The 16,727-nt window shown below is 72.9% G+C and carries 11 protein-coding genes; 3 read left to right on the forward strand and 8 right to left on the reverse strand.

Annotated features, from left to right (window positions below; all coding sequences use genetic code 11):
* Positions 1–3: 3 nt before the first annotated feature.
* Together ACFFR3_RS03850 and ACFFR3_RS03855 are read right to left on the reverse strand one after the other, a co-directional pair.
* Positions 4–138: a hypothetical protein gene (locus ACFFR3_RS03850; protein ID WP_281394582.1), complete on the reverse strand. Its 135-nt coding sequence runs from the start codon at positions 136–138 to the stop codon at positions 4–6.
* Positions 139–259: 121 nt separating this feature from the next.
* Positions 260–1,795 (reverse strand): MmpA family trehalose lipid delivery protein, encoded by a 1,536-nt coding sequence (locus tag ACFFR3_RS03855; RefSeq protein WP_364365428.1) that lies wholly within the window; start codon positions 1,793–1,795, stop codon positions 260–262.
* A gap of 82 nt (positions 1,796–1,877) precedes the next feature.
* Between ACFFR3_RS03855 and ACFFR3_RS03860 the strand changes: the two genes are divergently transcribed.
* Positions 1,878–3,692 carry a glycosyltransferase family protein gene (locus tag ACFFR3_RS03860; protein WP_379482598.1) on the forward strand — a complete coding sequence of 605 codons (1,815 nt, stop codon included), beginning with the start codon at positions 1,878–1,880 and terminating at the stop codon, positions 3,690–3,692.
* Between the two features lie 16 nt (positions 3,693–3,708).
* Here ACFFR3_RS03860 and ACFFR3_RS03865 read toward each other — a convergent pair whose 3' ends face one another.
* On the reverse strand, positions 3,709–5,886 hold the full coding sequence (locus ACFFR3_RS03865; protein WP_379482599.1) for an acyl-CoA dehydrogenase family protein: 2,178 nt from the start codon (positions 5,884–5,886) through the stop codon (positions 3,709–3,711).
* Between the two features lie 68 nt (positions 5,887–5,954).
* Positions 5,955–6,728, reverse strand: coding sequence for a hypothetical protein (locus ACFFR3_RS03870; protein WP_379482600.1), 774 nt, complete (start codon positions 6,726–6,728; stop codon positions 5,955–5,957).
* A 1,544-nt stretch (positions 6,729–8,272) separates the two neighbouring features.
* Between ACFFR3_RS03870 and ACFFR3_RS03875 the strand changes: the two genes are divergently transcribed.
* The gene (locus ACFFR3_RS03875; protein ID WP_364365416.1) at positions 8,273–9,703 is read left to right on the forward strand and encodes an AMP-binding protein; all 1,431 of its coding nucleotides are present in this window, start codon (positions 8,273–8,275) and stop codon (positions 9,701–9,703) included.
* A gap of 20 nt (positions 9,704–9,723) precedes the next feature.
* Positions 9,724–10,797, forward strand: coding sequence for a S1C family serine protease (locus tag ACFFR3_RS03880; RefSeq protein WP_364365413.1), 1,074 nt, complete (start codon positions 9,724–9,726; stop codon positions 10,795–10,797).
* 249 nt (positions 10,798–11,046) lie between these two features.
* Here the strand turns inward: ACFFR3_RS03880 and ACFFR3_RS03885 are convergent, their stop codons facing one another.
* The 4 genes from ACFFR3_RS03885 to ACFFR3_RS03900 all read right to left on the reverse strand — a co-directional run bounded on the left by ACFFR3_RS03885 (position 11,047) and on the right by ACFFR3_RS03900 (position 16,716).
* A complete protein-coding gene (locus ACFFR3_RS03885; protein WP_345396721.1) occupies positions 11,047–11,613 on the reverse strand; it encodes an OmpA family protein in 567 nt (188 codons plus the stop codon).
* Entirely contained in the window at positions 11,597–12,220 is a 624-nt protein-coding gene (locus ACFFR3_RS03890; protein ID WP_345396718.1) for a hypothetical protein, read from the reverse strand. The genes ACFFR3_RS03885 and ACFFR3_RS03890 overlap by 17 nt, the downstream gene beginning before the upstream one ends.
* Before the next feature lie 75 nt (positions 12,221–12,295).
* The gene (locus tag ACFFR3_RS03895) at positions 12,296–15,112 is read right to left on the reverse strand and encodes an AfsR/SARP family transcriptional regulator (RefSeq protein WP_379482601.1); all 2,817 of its coding nucleotides are present in this window, start codon (positions 15,110–15,112) and stop codon (positions 12,296–12,298) included.
* Positions 15,109–16,716, reverse strand: coding sequence for a serine/threonine-protein kinase (locus ACFFR3_RS03900; RefSeq protein WP_379482602.1), 1,608 nt, complete (start codon positions 16,714–16,716; stop codon positions 15,109–15,111). The genes ACFFR3_RS03895 and ACFFR3_RS03900 overlap by 4 nt, the downstream gene beginning before the upstream one ends.
* Positions 16,717–16,727 lie beyond the last annotated feature (11 nt).

A 16,727-nucleotide genomic window follows, 5' to 3' on the forward strand; every position in this document is an offset into this window, starting at 1 on the left:
GGGTTACCGGTCGCCGTAGTTGTAGAGCGGCTGGTTGACCGGCGTGGCCGTGGCGCCGGTGAAGGAGACCGTGGTGACCGTGGCCACGAGTGCCGCCACGGCGACGCCGATGATCGCTGCTAAGAGGATCTTGATCACGGGGGTTCCTCCTGAAGCGGGCGGGTGGTGCGGGCGTCCCCAAACTTAGAACCAATTCTTGCTACTGGGAAGTAGCTAGGCGAAACTCTAACAAAGCCATTGACGAGGGTACCGATCGAGGTCAGCGGGCCGCCACCTGGCCGTCGAACCGATACAAGCGCAGGTCACCGGTATCGACCAGGACCTTCGCGCTCCGTAGCCACACGTCGAAACGATGGCGCTCCCCAACTGTCCCCGCGTCGACTATCACGTAGCGAAATCCTGCTGCGCGGAGGTCCGGCGAAGGTCCTACTAGTACGCGTTCTACCTCCTGGGCACGGGGATCCTCGCTGCCGACGACCAGGCCGCCGACCCGTACGGCGTCGTTGGTCACCACCCGCCGCCCCGCCACCGCGAAGAAGCGCTGGGCCGGGTCGAGCACCGCCCGGTGCCCGTTCCACGGGAAGCGCCGGTACGACTCGAACGGCAGCACCAGCACCTCGCCCGGCTCCGGGTCCCGCCTGATCACCTCGCGCGCGGCCGTCCAGCCGTCGGGATAGCGCACGGCGTCCAGCCGCCCGAGCGCGCCCCACGCGAGGGTCGGCAGCACCGCGACCGGCACCAGCACCAGCGCGCCCACCCACGCCTTGCGGCCCGCCACGTGCTCGGTCAGCAGCCCCAGCCCGAGCGCCGCCACGAGGGCCAGCGGCGCCACGTACTGCTGGGCGTCCCTGAACACCCCGAACCCGCCCCACACGCCGATCAGCCACTCGAACGCCGCCCGCCCTGGCCCGCTCACCCCCACCGACGCCACCGCCAGCCCGACGGCGGCGGCCCCGGCCAGCCCCCACTTGTCCGGCAACCGGCTGCGCAGGAACGCGACCACCCCCACCAGCGTGAGCACCAGCCTGGCCACCGCGCCGACGAGGCTCTCGTAGCCGGGCGGCACCGCGTACGCGTTCCAGATCCCGCCCAGCGACAGCAGGCTGCCCACCGCGCCGAACGGCGTGTCCGCCCTGGCCGCGAACGCCGCGACCCCCACCGGGTCACCCTCGATCCCGTACGGCCGCAGCGCCGTCACCACCAGCCACGGCAGGCTGAACAGCGCCAGCACCACGGCCACCTTGGCGACCACTCGCGGGCGCGGCACGGCGGCGGGCAGCGCGGTGATCGCCGTCACCGTCATCGCCGCGAACCCGCCCACGGCGGCGGGCAGCATCGCCAGGGCGAGCCGCCGCCCCGACCACACCGCCCGCACCACCCAGGGCAGCCCGGCGTACCCGAGCAGCAGCGCCCACTGCCCGATGAGCAGCCGCTCGGCGACGTACGGGTTCCACACGTAGAAGGCGCCCGCCACCAGGCGCGGCCCGAGCGAGTCCGACGGCACCAGCAGCGCCGTCCCCGAGCAGCCGAGCACGAAGATCCCGAGCAGGATCGCCTTCTGCACCAGCTCGGCCGGCAGCACCTGCGCCAGCGCGGTCACCACGGCGTCGCTCGGCACCACCCGCGCCGCCCCGCCCGCCAGCCCGAACGTGAAGCGCGAGAACTCCGGCTCAGGCACGAACACCATGTCCTGGACCAGCACGAACCCCCAGCCCAGCGCCGGGCCGAGCGCCACGCAGCCGAGCACCAGCCCGAGCAGGGCGGCGGAAAGCCCGGCACGGGCGGGGTGAGACATCCCGCTATGACATCACAACCGGGACACGATCATTCCTTCGCGGCCGGTCCCGTGCTTACGCTGCGCCCGGGGGAGGACGGGGATGACGACCATGTGGCAGCGGTTGCGCGAGCGCGACGCCGTGCTGACCGCCGGCCTGGTGATGGTCGCCGTGCAGCTCGTGTGGAAGTACGAGCTGGTCAGGCGGACGTTCTTCCGCCAGGACGACTTCCACTACATCATGCGCGGCCAGGAGAGCGGCCTCACCTGGGACTACCTGATGTGGGTGGACGTCGGCCACCTGCTGCCCGGCGGCTTCGGCATCTCGTGGGCGATGGCCAGGCTCGGCGGCTACAACGAGCTGCTCGCCCACGCCACCACGATGACGCTGCAGGCCGGGGCGAGCCTGGCGATGCTGCGGCTCCTCTGGGTGCTGTTCGGTCCGCGGCCGGCGATCCTCGTGCCGCTCGGGCTCTACCTGATCACGCCGATGACCGTACCGTCGCTGTCGTGGTGGGCGGCGGTGCTGGAGACGCTGCCGCTGCAGCTCGCGCTGCCGATGGCGCTGGCCTCCCACGTGCTCTACGTGCGTCATGGGCGTGCCCGGCAGCTGCTGGCGGCGTGCGCGTGGACGGTGTTCGGGCTGCTGTTCTTCGTCAAGGCCGCGTTCATCCCCGTGCTGATGCTGGTGGTGACCGTCTTCTGGCTGGCGCCGCGCGGATGGTGGCGGCTGTGGCGGGCCTGGGTGCCGTACGCGGTGATCCTCTCCGCGTACGCGGCCGTCTTCTTCACCGGCCTCTACGGCTCCGTGCAGCTCAACGACGCCACCCAGACGCCCGAGCTGCCCGATGCGGGGACGGCGGCCGAGTTCGCGTGGGTGCTCGGCGTCCGCGCGCTGGTGCCGTCGGCGCTGGGCGGGCCCTGGCAGTGGCGGCCGATCGGCGACGACTACGCGATGGCGGCCACGCCGGAGCCGCTCGTCTGGGCCGGGTCGGCGGTCGCCGCGATCGTGGTGGCGGTGTCGCTGCGGCATCGGCGGCGGGCCTGGGCCGCCTGGCTGACGCTGCTCTTCTACTTCCTGCTGGCCGACGTGGTGCCGGTGCTGCTCGGCCGGATCGAGGTGCTCGGGCCCAGCGTGCTCGGCCACGAGCTGCGCTACCTCGCCGCGACCGCCACCGTCATGGCGCTCGCCGCCGGGCTCGCCTTCATCCCGCTCGACGGCGAGGAACGTCCCTGGTCACGGCCCCTGCCCCGGTGGCGGCTCGGCTGGGTGCCGCTGGCCGCCGTCGTCGCCGCCGGCTCGGTCTGGTCCGTCGCCGCGTACGCCGACCGGCCGCTCGGCCGGACCGTGCGCGACTACCTGCGGACGGCCGAGCGGGCGCTGTCCCAGGTGCCCTCGGGGACGGTGGTGCTGGACACGTACGTGCCGCCCGAGGTCGCCGCGCCCGTCTTCTTCCACGAGTACGCCCGGCACTCCAAGCTCCTCGGCGTGCCCCGCCCGTGGCCGGTCACCTGGGTCGACGCGCTGAACGGGCCGCTGCGCGAGCCGCTGACCTTCGACGCGCGCGGTCGGCTGCGGCCGGTCACCGTGCGCGGGCTGCGGGTGCCGCAGCGCACGTGCGTACCGGTAGGGGCCGATGAGGTGCGCTTCCGGCTGCCCGCGCCGCTGCCCGGCGGCGTCCACACCGCCCAGATCTCCTACCTGAACGCCGCCCCGACCACCCTCGCGGTCCGGCTCGGCGGCCCGGGCCACGCGCAGGCCGCCGCCGGCAAGGACCTGGGCACGACGTACGCCCAGGTCCACGGCCAGGGAGCCGACCTGTTCCTGCGCGCGCTCGGCCCCGACGCCTGCGTAGGCGAGATCAGGATCGGCCGCCCCGCCCCCGACGAGGACGGCCCGGCCATCCCCCTGGGTTGACCGGGCGTCTCCCCCACTACTTGCCGGGCTCGGGGTCCCTCGGCAGGCCCAGCATGCGCTCGCCGATGATGTTGAGCTGCACCTCCGTGGTGCCGCCGTAGATCGTCATGGCGCGGGTCGCGAGCACCGCCCTGTTCCAGTAGCCGGCGTCGCCCAGCTTCATGTCCGCGGCGACCACGGCGGACGTCCCGAGCAGCTCGACCGCCGTCTCCGACACGTGCTGCGCATGCGAGGTGGACAGCAGCTTCCGTACGGAGGCGTCCGCGCCCGGCTCGCTGCCGGCGAGCTGCTTGAGCGTCACCCGCAGCGACAGCGCGTTGATCGAGTGGCCCTCGCAGACCACCTCGGCCACCCGCTGCTTCTCGGCCGGCGTCAGCTCCCTGCCCAGCCGCCCGGCCAGGCCCAGCAGGTCGGGCACCGACGCGCCCGTGCCGCCCGAGCCGGACGACAGCGACACGCGCTCGTTGGACAGCGTGTTGCGCGCCACCTTCCAGCCCTGGCCCACCTCGCCCACGACCAGGTCGTCCGGCACGAACACGTCGTCGAGGAACACCTCGTTGAACAGGTTCTCGCCGGTCATCTCCGTCAGCGGCCTGACCGTCACGCCCGGCGCCTTCATGTCCACCAGGAAGTACGTGATGCCCTCGTGCTTGGAACCCTCGCTGGAGTTGCGGGCGATGCAGATGCCCCACTCGGCGACGTGCGCGACCGACGTCCAGATCTTCTGGCCGTTGAGCTTCCAGCCGCCCTCGACCTTCTCCGCCTTCATCTGCAGCGAGGCCAGGTCGGAGCCCGCGCCCGGCTCGGAGAACAGCTGGCACCAGATCATCTCGCCGCTGAGCGTCTTGGGCAGGAAGCGCTGCTGCTGCTCAGGCGTCCCGTACGCGACGATGGACGGCACCACCCAGGCACCGATGATCATGTTGGGCAGACGTACCTTGGCGGCCTTGAGCTCCTGCGCGAGCAGCACCTGCTCCAGCGGCTTGGCGCCGCGGCCCCACGGCTTCGGCAGGTGCGACATCACGAAGCCGCGCTCGGCCAGCGCCCGCTTCTGCTCCTTGCCCTCCAGCCCGGCGATCTCCGCGATCTCGGCCCGGATCGACTCGCGCAGCTCCTCCGCGCCCTCCGGCAGGTCGATCTCCGTCTCCCGCGACACGCCCGCCAGCGCCAGCTCCGCCACCGTGCCCGCCCACTCGGCCGACGAGCCGAGCAGGGCGCGCAGGGTGAGCGCGCGGCGGTAGTAGAGGTGCACGTCGTGCTCGAAGGTGTAGCCGATGCCGCCGAACGTCTGGACGGCGTCCTTCGCGCACCGCACGGCCGCGTCGGGGGCCATCACCCCGGCGACGGCGCCGGCGAACTCCAGCTCCTTGCCCTCGGCGCGGGTGGCGTCCCAGACCGTGGCGCGCGCCTGCTCCAGCGCGACCAGCATGCGCGACAGCTTGTGCTTGATGCCCTGGAACTGGCCGATCGGGCGGCCGAACTGGACGCGTACCTTGGCGTACTCGGAGGCGGCCGTCACGCACCACGATGCCAGGCCCGCCGCCTCGGCCCCCAGCAGGATCGCCGCGATGCCGCGCACGTCGGAGCGCTGCACGCCGCCCAGGATGCCCGACGCGGGCACCCTGACGCCGTCCAGCTCGACCTTGGCGGCCGGCCTGGTGAGGTCGAGCGACTTCAGCTCGGTGACGGTGGCCGACGCGGCCTCGACCAGCACCCACTCCTCACCGTCGTCGGTGGTGACGGGCAGCACGAGCGAGTCGGCCAGCGAGCCGCCCAGCACGGGCTCGGCGGTGCCGGAGACGACCAGCGAGCCGTCCTCCGTGCGCGTGCCGGTCAGATTGCCGGTCAGTGCGACGGCGGCGGTCAGGGTGCCGTCGGCGTACTGCTCCAGGTGCTCGGGGCGCTTCGAGGCACCGATGACCGCGCTGGCCAGCACGGTCGGGACGTACGGGCCCGGCGCCATCCGCTCGGCCAGCGCCTCGATCGCGACGGCCGCCTCCAGCAGGCCGTAGCCGGAGCCGCCGTGCTCCTCGGGCACGTGCAGGCCGAGCAGCCCCTGCTCGGCGAGGCCCGCCCAGAACGGCGGACGCCCCTCGCTGCCCGCGCGCAGCAGCTCCGAGGGGATGTTCCGCTCGGCCCAGCCGCTCACCGACTCGCGGAGCGCCTCGTGCTCCTCGCTCAAACCGATCGCCATTACTCATCCTCCAGCCAGGTCCGAGTCATGCCCAGAACCATATTCTAGAGGATGCTTCTGCCTCTCGGTCAGAGTGGACGAACCTGCTCCGCGAGCGTGTTCAGATCGCGCCAGCGGGCCTTGTTCGCCTCCGGGATCGACGCCATCAGCATCGCCGGCTTCGTCTTGCCCACCTCGACCACCGTCACCATCGCCTGCGCCACCTGCTTCTTGCCGCCCGACGTGAACGTCACCTTGTAGCCCAGCGTCCAGCCCTTGCCCACCGGGATCTTCTTCGACGCCGTCCACTCGTCCAGCGTCGCGCCCTTCGGATACTGGGTGCGGATCGTCCAGCGGGCCGCCTGCGTCGCGATCGCCCGGTAGTCGGCGTTCGACGACGGCTTCTTCGCCGGCGCGTCACCCGGGAGCATCGCCGAGGCGACCACCGTGTGCGGCACCGCGACCTTGCCGATGCGCTGGGCGATCGAGAACGGCGAGAACGACTTCGCCGCCCACGGCGCGGCCAGCCTCGGGTAGCTGATGCCCGACTTCTTGTCGGTGATCGTCCCCGTGACCGCGGACGCCGTGCCGGAGAACGCGGCGTACTTCTTGCTCGCCGGGACGGGCGGCAACACGATCGGCGTCTCGGTCGCCGTCGGGCTCGCGGACGCGGACGGCGTCGGCGTCGTAGGCACCGGCGCCACCTGCACGACCTGCTCCTGCTCCCGGTTCGGCACATCCCCGGAGAACACCACGAACACCAGCAGAACAGCCAGAACCGTCGCGAGAATGGCCCCGAACAGGTAGATCACCTTGATCGGAATATCCCCGAGCCCGCGCCGCTTGGGCGGCGGGGGCACCAACGCCCGCACCCCCGGCTGCCCGAACCGCTGCTCCTGCCCACCAACGGCCGCGCCCCCCGGCCCCGCAGGCGGCACGGGATTGGGCCCTGAGCCCGGCATCGGCCCCGCATAAGGACCCGGCGGCGGCACCGGATTTGCTCCCGAATGCGGCCCAGGTCCGATGTGAAGAGCCGCCCCCTGCTGCGGGACGGGATTGCCCCCCGAGTGCGGCTGAGACCCGGAATACGGCCCAGCCCCGGGCGGCGGCACAGGATTCGGCCCCGACACGGGCGGCACAGGATTCGGCCCCGACGCGGGCGGCGGCACGAGATTCGGCCCTGACTGCGGCCCGGGCCCTGCATAGGGCCCCACCCCCGGCGGCGGACCCGCATGAGGCCCTGACTGCGGCCCCGCCCCAGGCAGCGGAACCGGATGGGCCCCTGACTGGGGCCCAGACCCCGGCGGCGGCCCCGGATAGGGCCCCGAGCGCGGCCCAGACCCGACATTCGGCCCAGCACCCGGCGGCACTGGATGAGACCCGACACCCGGCGGCACCGGATTCGGCCCGACACCCGGCGGCACGGGGGTAGGTCCGGCACCGGGCGGCACCGGATTCGGCCCCGAGCCCGGCCTAGGCGGCGCATAAGGCGGCACACCCTGCACCGGCTTGGCATCGGGCTTGGTGATGGGCGCAACCTTCCGCCCAAGATCCTGCGAGGGCACCGAACGCGGCGCCAAACGCCGCCCCAAATCCTCCTCAGCCGCAGCCCCTTGCCCGGCCTCAGCCCCCGCCGCAACACCCTGCGACGCAGCCGAACCACCAGCCCCCTGCCCGGACCCGGTCCCCTTGCCCGCCCCAGCGCTCTGCCCGGAGCCAGCACCCTTGGCGGGGGCCGTGCCTGGCTCGGGACCGCTCGGCCGTCCTCCATCAGAGCCCGCGGCCTTACCCGCCGCAGCACCCTGAGCCGACCCGGCCCCAGAGGCCGCACCCGTGCCCGCCGCAGCACCCTGAGCCGACCCCGCGCCACCGCCCGAGACCGTGCTCTTGCCCGGCATCGCACCCTTAGTGTCCTTAGCGGGCCTGCCACCCTTGCCCGGCCCGCCCTCCTTGCCTGGCGTGGCACCCTTAGCCGGTGCGGCGCCCTTGGCCGCTCCAGCTCCAGCGCTCTGCCCAAAACCAGCGCCCTTGGCCGGGGCGGCAGCCCCACCCGACGCCGTGCCCTTACTCGGTGCCGTGCCCTTACTCGGTGCCGTGCCCTTACTCGGTGCCGCGCCCTTCGCCGAAGCGGCGCTCTTGCCCGGAGTCGCATCCCTCGCCGGCCCGGAGTCCTTGGCGGAGGACTTGGGGTCCTTGGTGGGGGCGGGGGGCTTGGTGTCGGGGGTCGGGAGGGGGATTTTTACCGTTTCCTCGGCGGGCAGGACGATCTTGCGGAACGGGGTGGTGGGTGGGTCATACGTAGGTGTCTGCTCGCCGTCGTCCGCCATGGCCATGAGGTTACGTCACCGACGAGCACGATATTTCCTCTATTCCCCCAGCAGAATCTAATTCTGTAATGTCAGCGAACATGAGGGGTTTCTACGAGATCGCCGCCCACGACCCAGAACGCCCCGCCCTCCTCGGCGACCAGGGCACGACCTACGGCGCGCTGCTGGACCGCGTCAACCGCGCCTCCAACGGCCTGACCTCGCGCGGCGCGGGACCGGGCGACTGCGTGGTGACCGTGCTGAAGAACGGGCTCGACGCCCTGACGATGATGCTGGCGACGTACCAGATCGGCGTCTACCTCGTCCCCGTCAACTGGCACTTCACCACCGAGGAGATCGACTACATCGTGGCCGACTGCCAGGCCAAGGCGGTGATCTCCCCGGACGCGCTCACGGTGCCCGAGCTGATCGAAGGCCGGCCCGCCACGCCACCGCCGCTCCGCAAGGCGGGCTCGATGATGCTCTACACCTCCGGTACGACAGGCCGCCCCAAAGGCGTCCGCCGCCGCCTGCTGGACCTGACGCCGGAGGAGCTCTATCCGATCCTCATGCGCAAGAGCTGGCGCCACTTCGATCTCCCGATGGACGGCGTCCACCTGGTGTGCTCGCAGCTCTACCACTCGGCCCCGTACGGCCAGGCGATGATGGCGCTGCAGTTCGGGCACGCGATCGTGGCGCCGGAGCGGTTCGAGGCCGCCGCCACGCTGGAGCTGATCGAGCGGCACCGGGTGACGAACGCGTTCATGGTGCCCACCATGTTCCACCGCATGCTGGACGTACCGGACAGGGAGAAGTACGACCTGTCGTCCCTCACCCACCTCTACCACGGCGCCGCCCCCTGCCCGCCGGCCACGAAGAAGGCGATGATCGACTGGCTGGGCCCGGTGCTGTGGGAGTACTACGGCTCCACGGAGGCCGCGGTGGCGACCATGGTCTCGTCGGAGGAGTGGCTGGCCAGGCCGGGCACGGTGGGCAGGGCGCTGGACGGGATGACGTTCACGATCATCGGCGAGGACGGCGAGGAGCAGCCGCCGGGCTCCCCCGGCCTGGTCTACATCGGCGGCATCAACCGGTTCGAGTACCACGGCGACCCGGGCAAGACGGCCTCGACGATGCGCGGACGCGCGTACACGCCGGGCGACATCGGCTACCTGGACGAGGACGGCTACCTGTTCCTGCTGGACCGGCGTACCGACCTGATCATCTCCGGCGGGGTCAACATCTACCCGGCGGAGGTCGAGGCGGCGCTGCTCGAACACCCCTCGGTGGCCGACGTCGCGGTGATCGGGGTGCCCGACCCGGAGTGGGGGCACAAAGTGGTGGCCCTGGTACAGCCGGCCGCCGGGGTGAGCGCGGGGGACGAGCTCACGGCCGAGCTGCTGCGCCACTGCGCGCCCCGTCTGGCCAGGCTCAAGCACCCCCGGGTGATCGAGTACCGCGAGTCGCTGCCCCGCACCCCGACCGGCAAGCTCAGCAGGAGAAACGTCAGGGAGGCGTATCTTTCGGGGTGAGCTGGGCAGTTCACCTTGTCATGAGGGAGATCGCCGCAGGACTGGCCGCCGCAGCAGTGCTGCTGACAGGCTGCGGCCCTCCCCCGTCCACGACGGGCGCCACCACCCCCACCGCGACCATGCCCACGTCGCCGTCCCCGACGACGTCCCCTCCCGTCTCGCCGCAGAGCCTGGAGGCGGCGTACGAGAAGGTGATCGCGGACGTCCTGCCGTCCATCGTGCAGATCAACACGAAGGTCGGGCTCGGCTCGGGCATCGTGCTCGACCGCAGCGGACACATCGTCACGAACGCCCACGTCGTCGGCCAGGCCACGCAGATGACCGTCACCATCGCCACGGGCGGGGCGCCGCGGTCGGCCCGGCTGGTCAAGTCGTTCGCCGCGGGCGACCTCGCGGTGATCAAGGTGGACAAGGCGGACGGGCTGCGGCCGGCCAGGTTCGGCGACTCGTCCAAAGTGCGGGTCGGACAGATCGTGCTGGCCATGGGCAACCCGCTCGGGCTGTCCGGCAGCGTGACGGACGGCATCGTCTCCGCACTCGGCCGTACGGTCAGCGAACCCCAGGACCCCGGCTCGCCCGGGGCCACCATCGCCGGCGCCATCCAGACCTCAGCCGCCATCAACCCGGGCAACAGCGGGGGCGCGCTCGTCGACCTGTCGGGCAGCGTGATCGGCATCCCGACCCTCGCCGCCACCGACCCGCAACTGGGCGGCGGCGCCGCGCCCGGCATCGGCTTCGCCATCCCGAGCAACACGGCCACCGACATCGCCCGCCAGATCATCAAGAACGGCAAGGTCACCAACAGCCACCGCGCCGCCCTTGGCATCCGCGGCAGCACGGTCATCGGCTCGGACGGCCAGCCGGCCGGGGTCGGGGTGGCGAGCGTCGAACGCGGCGGCGGCGCCGAGAAGGCCGGCATCCGGCCCGGCGACGTGATCACCTCGATCAACGGCAAGCCCACGAACACCATGGCCGCCCTGGCGGAGATCATCACCACCCTCCGGCCCGGCGCCCGCGCCAAGGTGACCCTGATCCGCGCCGACGGCACCGACCAAACCGTCACCGTCACCCTCGGCGAACTCCAAGCCGACTGAGCCCGGACCACCGGGGGTGCGGCGCAGGAGGGGGTGCGGCGCAGGAGGGGGTGCGGCGCAGCGGAGGGAGTGCGGCGTGGAGAGGGGGTGCGGCGTGGAGAGGGGGTGCGGCGTGGAGAGGGGGTGCGGCGTGGAGAGGGGGTGCGGCGTGGAGAGGGGGTGCGGCGTGGAGAGGGGGTGCGGCGCAGGAGAGGGGTGTGGTGTCCAGCGATCCCGCCATGCGCGAGCCCGCCGAGTGACTCGGGAGAGTCACTGTTCGGCGGTGAAGATGATCTCGACGCGGCGGTTCTTGGCGCGGTTGGCCTCCACCGGCTTGCCGTCCACCACATTCGGCAGCTTGGGGCGGCTCTCGCCGTACCCGTGCGCCTGGAGGGTCACGCCGGCGTCGGTGAGCAGCCCGCGCATGGCCCGCTCGACCGACTGGGCGCGGCGCAGCGACAGCCTACGGTTGTAGGCGTCGGTGCCCTGGTCGTCCGTGTGCCCCTCGATCTTGACGACCCCGCCGGCCCCCTCCGTCCGCACCTTGCGCGCCACCTCGGCGAGCCGGTCGCGCGCCTTGGCGGCGAGCTGCCACTTGTCGAGCGCGAACAGCACGTCGCTGGTCACCGCCACGGTCACCTGGCGCCCTTGGGTGGTCTCGCTCTCGGTGCCGTCCATGGACTCGACCTCGCCGATGATGTCCTCGACGGGCAGCACGAGGTCCTCGACGACGCCTGTGGCGTCGGCGGGCACGCTGGGCGGGGGCGTCGCCGGGTGCGTCGGCGACAGCGCGGGCAGCAGGGTGACGGCGAGCGCGACGCTAAGAGATCGGAACATCGCTGAGCACGCCGATCATCGGCATCTCGACGTTGACCTTGGTGACGTCGGGCGGCGGTGCGGCGAAGACGGCGTACAGCGTGGACGCCTCGCCCGACTCCAGGAACTGCCCCTGCGTGCCCGAGCACACGCACTCGGCGTCCTCGCTGGTGCCGTTGCGCGCCACCCGGTAGCGCTTGGCGTTGACGGGGTCGATCAGGGAGACGTTGGAGACGGTGAAGTCGAGCGCCGATCTGCCCATGCCGTTGTGCAGGTTGACCTTGCCGTCGGTCGCGGTGACGGTCCAGGTGAGGCTGACGGTCTTGCCCTGGCGGCGCAGGGAGGTGATGTCGACCCGGGCGGCGCCGTACATGTCGCCCGCGCCCGTCTTGGCCTCGCGGGTGGCGATCACGGTGGTGTCCTGGGCGGGCGCCTGCTGGGCCGACCCGGTCGACGTCTGGGCCGGCGCCTGGGTGGGCGTCTGGGTCGGCTGGGCCTGCTGGGCGGGCTCCTGGGCGGCGGTCTGCGTCTGCCGCTCCTCGCCGCCACCGGCGCCGGGCGGGCCGGGGATCATGCCGCAGCCCGCCAGCGCGAGAGCCGCGACAGCCGGCGCGAACAACTTTCGCATCGTGTGGTCACCTTCGTCGTCGGGGGTTGTGGGCCTCACCTTAGGGAGGCGGCGTTCAGTATCCGCATAGTCGCGTCATCTGCGTAGTTCACGCCGCTTCTGAAGCTCGTGTGCGAGCCGTTCCGCCTCGGCCCTGCCCTGGCCATCGCCAAGGGCGTCAAACTCTGCCATAGCTCTCATAACGGTCTCAACCGCCGCGTCGAAGTCGCCCGCGGCCGTCAGCACCTCGGCCAGCACCAGCAGCGCCACCGCCTCGGGCAGCCGGTCGCCCAGCCGCCGGTTGACGCGCAACCGCCGCTCCACGCACTCGCGCGCCCGCGCGATCCGCCCCTCCCGCAGGTGCAGCCTGCCCAGGTCGAGCAGCGCCTCCCCCGCACCGCGCGGATCACCCAGCTCCTCGTACGCCGCCAGCCCCGCCCCCAGCATCCCCTCGTCCCCGCGCAGGGCGCCGAGCGCGCGCAACGCGTCCGCCCGTCCCCGCCGGTCGCCGTGCTCCTCGAAGACCTGCAACGCCCGGACGAACGCCCGCTCCGCCTCGCCGCCCCCGCCGGGACGCGCCGCGTGCACCAGGCCGAGCCTGAGCGTGACCCGGGCCAGTTCCAGCCCTTCGACCAGCGGCTGGGCCGCCCGCAACGCCGCCGCGGCCGCCTCCGTACGCCCCTCGGCCCTGTGCAGGTCGGCCAGGCCGCGCAGCAGCAGCGCCTCGCCCTCCCGATGCCCGGCGGCCCTCGCCGCGTCGAGGCCGGTGGCGGTGGTGGCGTGCCAGTCGTCGTGGTGGGCGTTCAGCGCGAACAGCGGCGTCAGGTAGAAGGCCAGGCGCCAGGCGGCCTCGTACAGACCGGACCGGAAGAAGTCGTGCACGGTCGCCACCAGGAAGCGGCGCTCGGCGCTCAGCCACCGCGCCTCCTGCCGCAGCCGGCCCGTCTCCAGGCCGGCGGCGGGCGGGCGCACCTCGGTACGGCCGGTGCCCGGCTCCGCCGGGAGCAGCGCGGCCCTGGCCTGCCTGGTGCGCTCCAGGATCTCGCCCGCCAGCGAGGCCAGCACCGGGCCTGGACCGCCGTCCTCCCCGGCCAGGCGTTCCGCGGCGTACAGGCGGGTGAGGTCGTGCCAGCCGTACCGCTCCTGGCCCGCCTCGTCGAGCCCGCGCGACTGCAGCAGCCCGGCCTCCACCAGCGGTTCCAGGTCGGCGCCCGCCACCCAGGGCGCGAAGTCCCGCGCCGACAGGGCGCCCAGGCGGCGCAGCAGCAGCCGTTCGGGGTCGGGCAGGCCGCGGTAGCCCAGGGCGAGGCTTCCGCGTACGGCGAGGTCGCCCGCGCTCAGCTCGTCGAGCCTGCGCCGCTCGTCGCCGAGCCGCCCGGCCAGGTGGTCGAGCGTCCAGCCCGGCCTCCTCGCCAGCCGCGAGCCGGCGATGCGCAGCGCCAGCGGCAGGTGACCGCAGAGCCTGACGATGCGCAGCGCGGCCTCAGGCTCGGCCTGTACGCGCTCTGCCCCTGCCACGCCGGCGAGCATCGCGACGGCCTCATTCTCGTCGAGCAGGCCCAGCTCGTACGCCCGCGCCGCCTCCAGCCCGGCCAGCGGCGACCGGCTGGTGACCAGGGTGATGCTGCCCGGCCCTGTGGGCAGCAGGGGGCGCACCTGGGCCTCGTCGGCGGCGTCGTCCAGCACGACGAGCAGTCTGCGGCGGGCGGTCGTGCTGCGGTAGAGGCGAACCCGGTCGTCCAGCCCCGGCGGCACCGCGCCGTCGGGGCAGCCGAGCGAGCGCAGCAGATCCTCCAGCACCGCACTGGGCGGGCGGGAGCCGAGCGCGGCGTACAGGCGACCGTGGGGCCGGTCGAGCGCGGAGGCCGCATGCACGGCCACCGCTGACTTCCCACACCCCGGCGGACCGTGCAGCACGAGGTGGACGGGCGCGCCGGCGCTATCGGCGGCCGTCCGCGCAATCCAGTCGAGCACCTGCCGCCGCCCAGCAAAGTCCGAAATATCCGGCGGCAACTCATCCACCCACCCGCCACCCGGACCCACAGGAAAGCCCATATGTCCGACGGGAAACCCGCCCTGACCAGCGGGGAAGCCGCCCTGACCGCCGGGAAACCCGCCCTGACCAGCGGGGAAGCCGCCTTGACCGCCAGGAAACCCGCCCTGACCAGCCGGGAAGCCGCCCTGACCCACCGGATGATCGCCATTGAGGACCCGCCGGTGGGCGGCCACCAGCTCGTCGCCCGGCTCCAGCCCCAGCTCGTCCACCAGCGTCCGCCGCGCCTCCTGGTACGCCCCCAGCGCCTCCGACCTGCGCCCCGCCTGGTGCAACGCGTCGATGAGCCGCACCCACGCCCGCTCCCGCAACGGATGGGCACCCGTCAGCGCCCGCAGCTCCCCCACCACCTCGGCGCCCCTGCCAAGCTGCAGGTCCAGCTCGACTCGCTCCTCCACGGCGGTCAGCCGCAGCTCCTCCAGCGGCACCCCGTACGCCCGGCGCAGCACCGACGACTCCACCCCGGCCAGCGCCTCCCCACGCCAGAGCCCGAGCGCCGTACGGAACACCTCGGCCGCCCCCGCCACCTGCCCCGCCGCCCGCGCCCGCCGCGCCTCGGCGACCAGCCGCTCGAACCGGTGACAGTCCACGTCGTCCGGCTCGACGTCGAGCAGGTAACCACCGGCCACCGTACGGATCCCGGTCACCAGCTTGCGCAAGGCGCTGACGTACACCCTGAGCACCGACTCCGCCGAAGCCGGCGGCCGGTCGTCCCACACCGCCGACAGCAGCCGCTCGACCGGCACCTGCTCGCCCGCCGACAGCAGCAGGGCGGCCAGCAGCGTACGGTGCTTGGCCGGACCCGGCGGCTGCCCACCGTCGATCCGCAGCGGCCCCAGCAGGCCGAAGCGCACGCTCACGTGCCGGCCACCGGCCTGGCGGCGAACGACTCGAAGCTCACGTGGACGGTCTGGCCGGGCGCGGACGCCGCATGCACACCCGCCTCCCCAGGCCCGTACGGGGAGTCGCCGTCGGACACCTGCGCGACCAACTGCTCGTTCACCCAGAGCCGCAGCCCGACCGCGTCCCCACCGCTCCCGCACTCGGCGACGACCCGGTAGGCGGCCGTCTTCGGCACGGCAGCGGGCCCATAGAGGGTGACGCCGTCGGTGCCCGTACGGCGCTTGACGATCGACACCTTGCCCGTGCCGTCGACCCCGAACTCGTACCGATCACCCGACCGAGCCGACCCATGACACCACACGCCATACGCACCGGCCCCACCTCGAAGCCTGGCGGTGGCGCTGACGACCACACCCTCCTGCGGCTCCGCCACGGGCGCCGACTTCCACAACCGCCACCCGGGCTTGACGCTCAACTCATAACCGGACCCGGCCTGCCGAGCACTCCCGCCCTCGGACACCCCGGTGTCCCAAGCCTCGAACCCGGCCTCATACGGCCACCGAGGCGCAGCAAGCACCCCAGGCAGCATCACGCCCGCAACGACCCCGGCAACCACCGCCCCACCAGCCACCACCCAGGGCCACCGCCGCCTCCGCGCTCGCCCAGAGAGCGCGCCGGCCTTGAGGACCGGAGAGCCTCCGGCACCACCATCCCCGGCGCCCAGCGGCTCAGCATCACCCCATCGGCCGGCGGCATCGCCAGCGGCCTCCGTGGCCGGGTGCATGGGGACGGAGCCGGTCCATGTGCGTTCCACGACCTCGGTGGCCGCCGCCAGCCGCGTCCCCCCGACCAGATCAGCCAGCAGCTCCTGAGCGGATGGCCGCACCCGGGGATCCTTGGCGAGGGCCCGCCGCACCACCCCCTGGATCCCCTCGTCCAGCCCGTCCAGCCGGACCTCATCCTGCGTGATCCGGTACAGCGCCTCCGCCGGGGCCCCGCCGCCGAACGGCAGCCGTCCCGTACCGGCGAACACGATCACCCCGCCCCACGCGAACACGTCCGCGGCAGGCGTGAGAGGCTCGCCGCGCACCTGCTCGGGCGACATGAACGCGGGCGTCCCGAGCATCGCCTGGCTGGCCAGGCTGTCGTGCCCGGCGAGCTGCGCGATGCCGAAGTCGATCACTTTGGGCCCGAGCGGCGACAGCAGCACGTTGGCCGGCTTGAGGTCGCGGTGGATGACCCCGGCCCCGTGGATGGCGCTCAGCGCGGTGGCGATGCCGACGGCCAGCGCCTCCAGGTTGCCGCCGGACAGCGGCCCCTGCTCACGCACGGCCCGCGCCAGATCGGGCCCTTTGACGTATTCGGTGACGAGGTAGGCCACGTCGCCGTCGAGGCCGGCGTCCAGCACGGGCGCGGTGCAGAACCGCGCCACCCGCCGCGCCGCCGCCACCTCGCGCTCGAAGCGCCGCCGGAAGGCCGGATCCCTGGCCAGGGCGGGGTCGATGAGCTTGATCGCGGCCAGGCCGCCGGTCGGCGTGGTGGCGAGGTGGACCTCGCCCATGCCGCCCCGGCCGAGCAGGCGCCGCAGCGCGTACCCGCCTATGACCCGGTCGTCGTTCATCGCAGACACAT

The sequence above is a fragment of the Nonomuraea salmonea genome (genome assembly GCF_042428605.1).
In the GTDB taxonomy this organism is placed as follows: Bacteria; Actinomycetota; Actinomycetes; order Streptosporangiales; family Streptosporangiaceae; genus Nonomuraea; species Nonomuraea salmonea.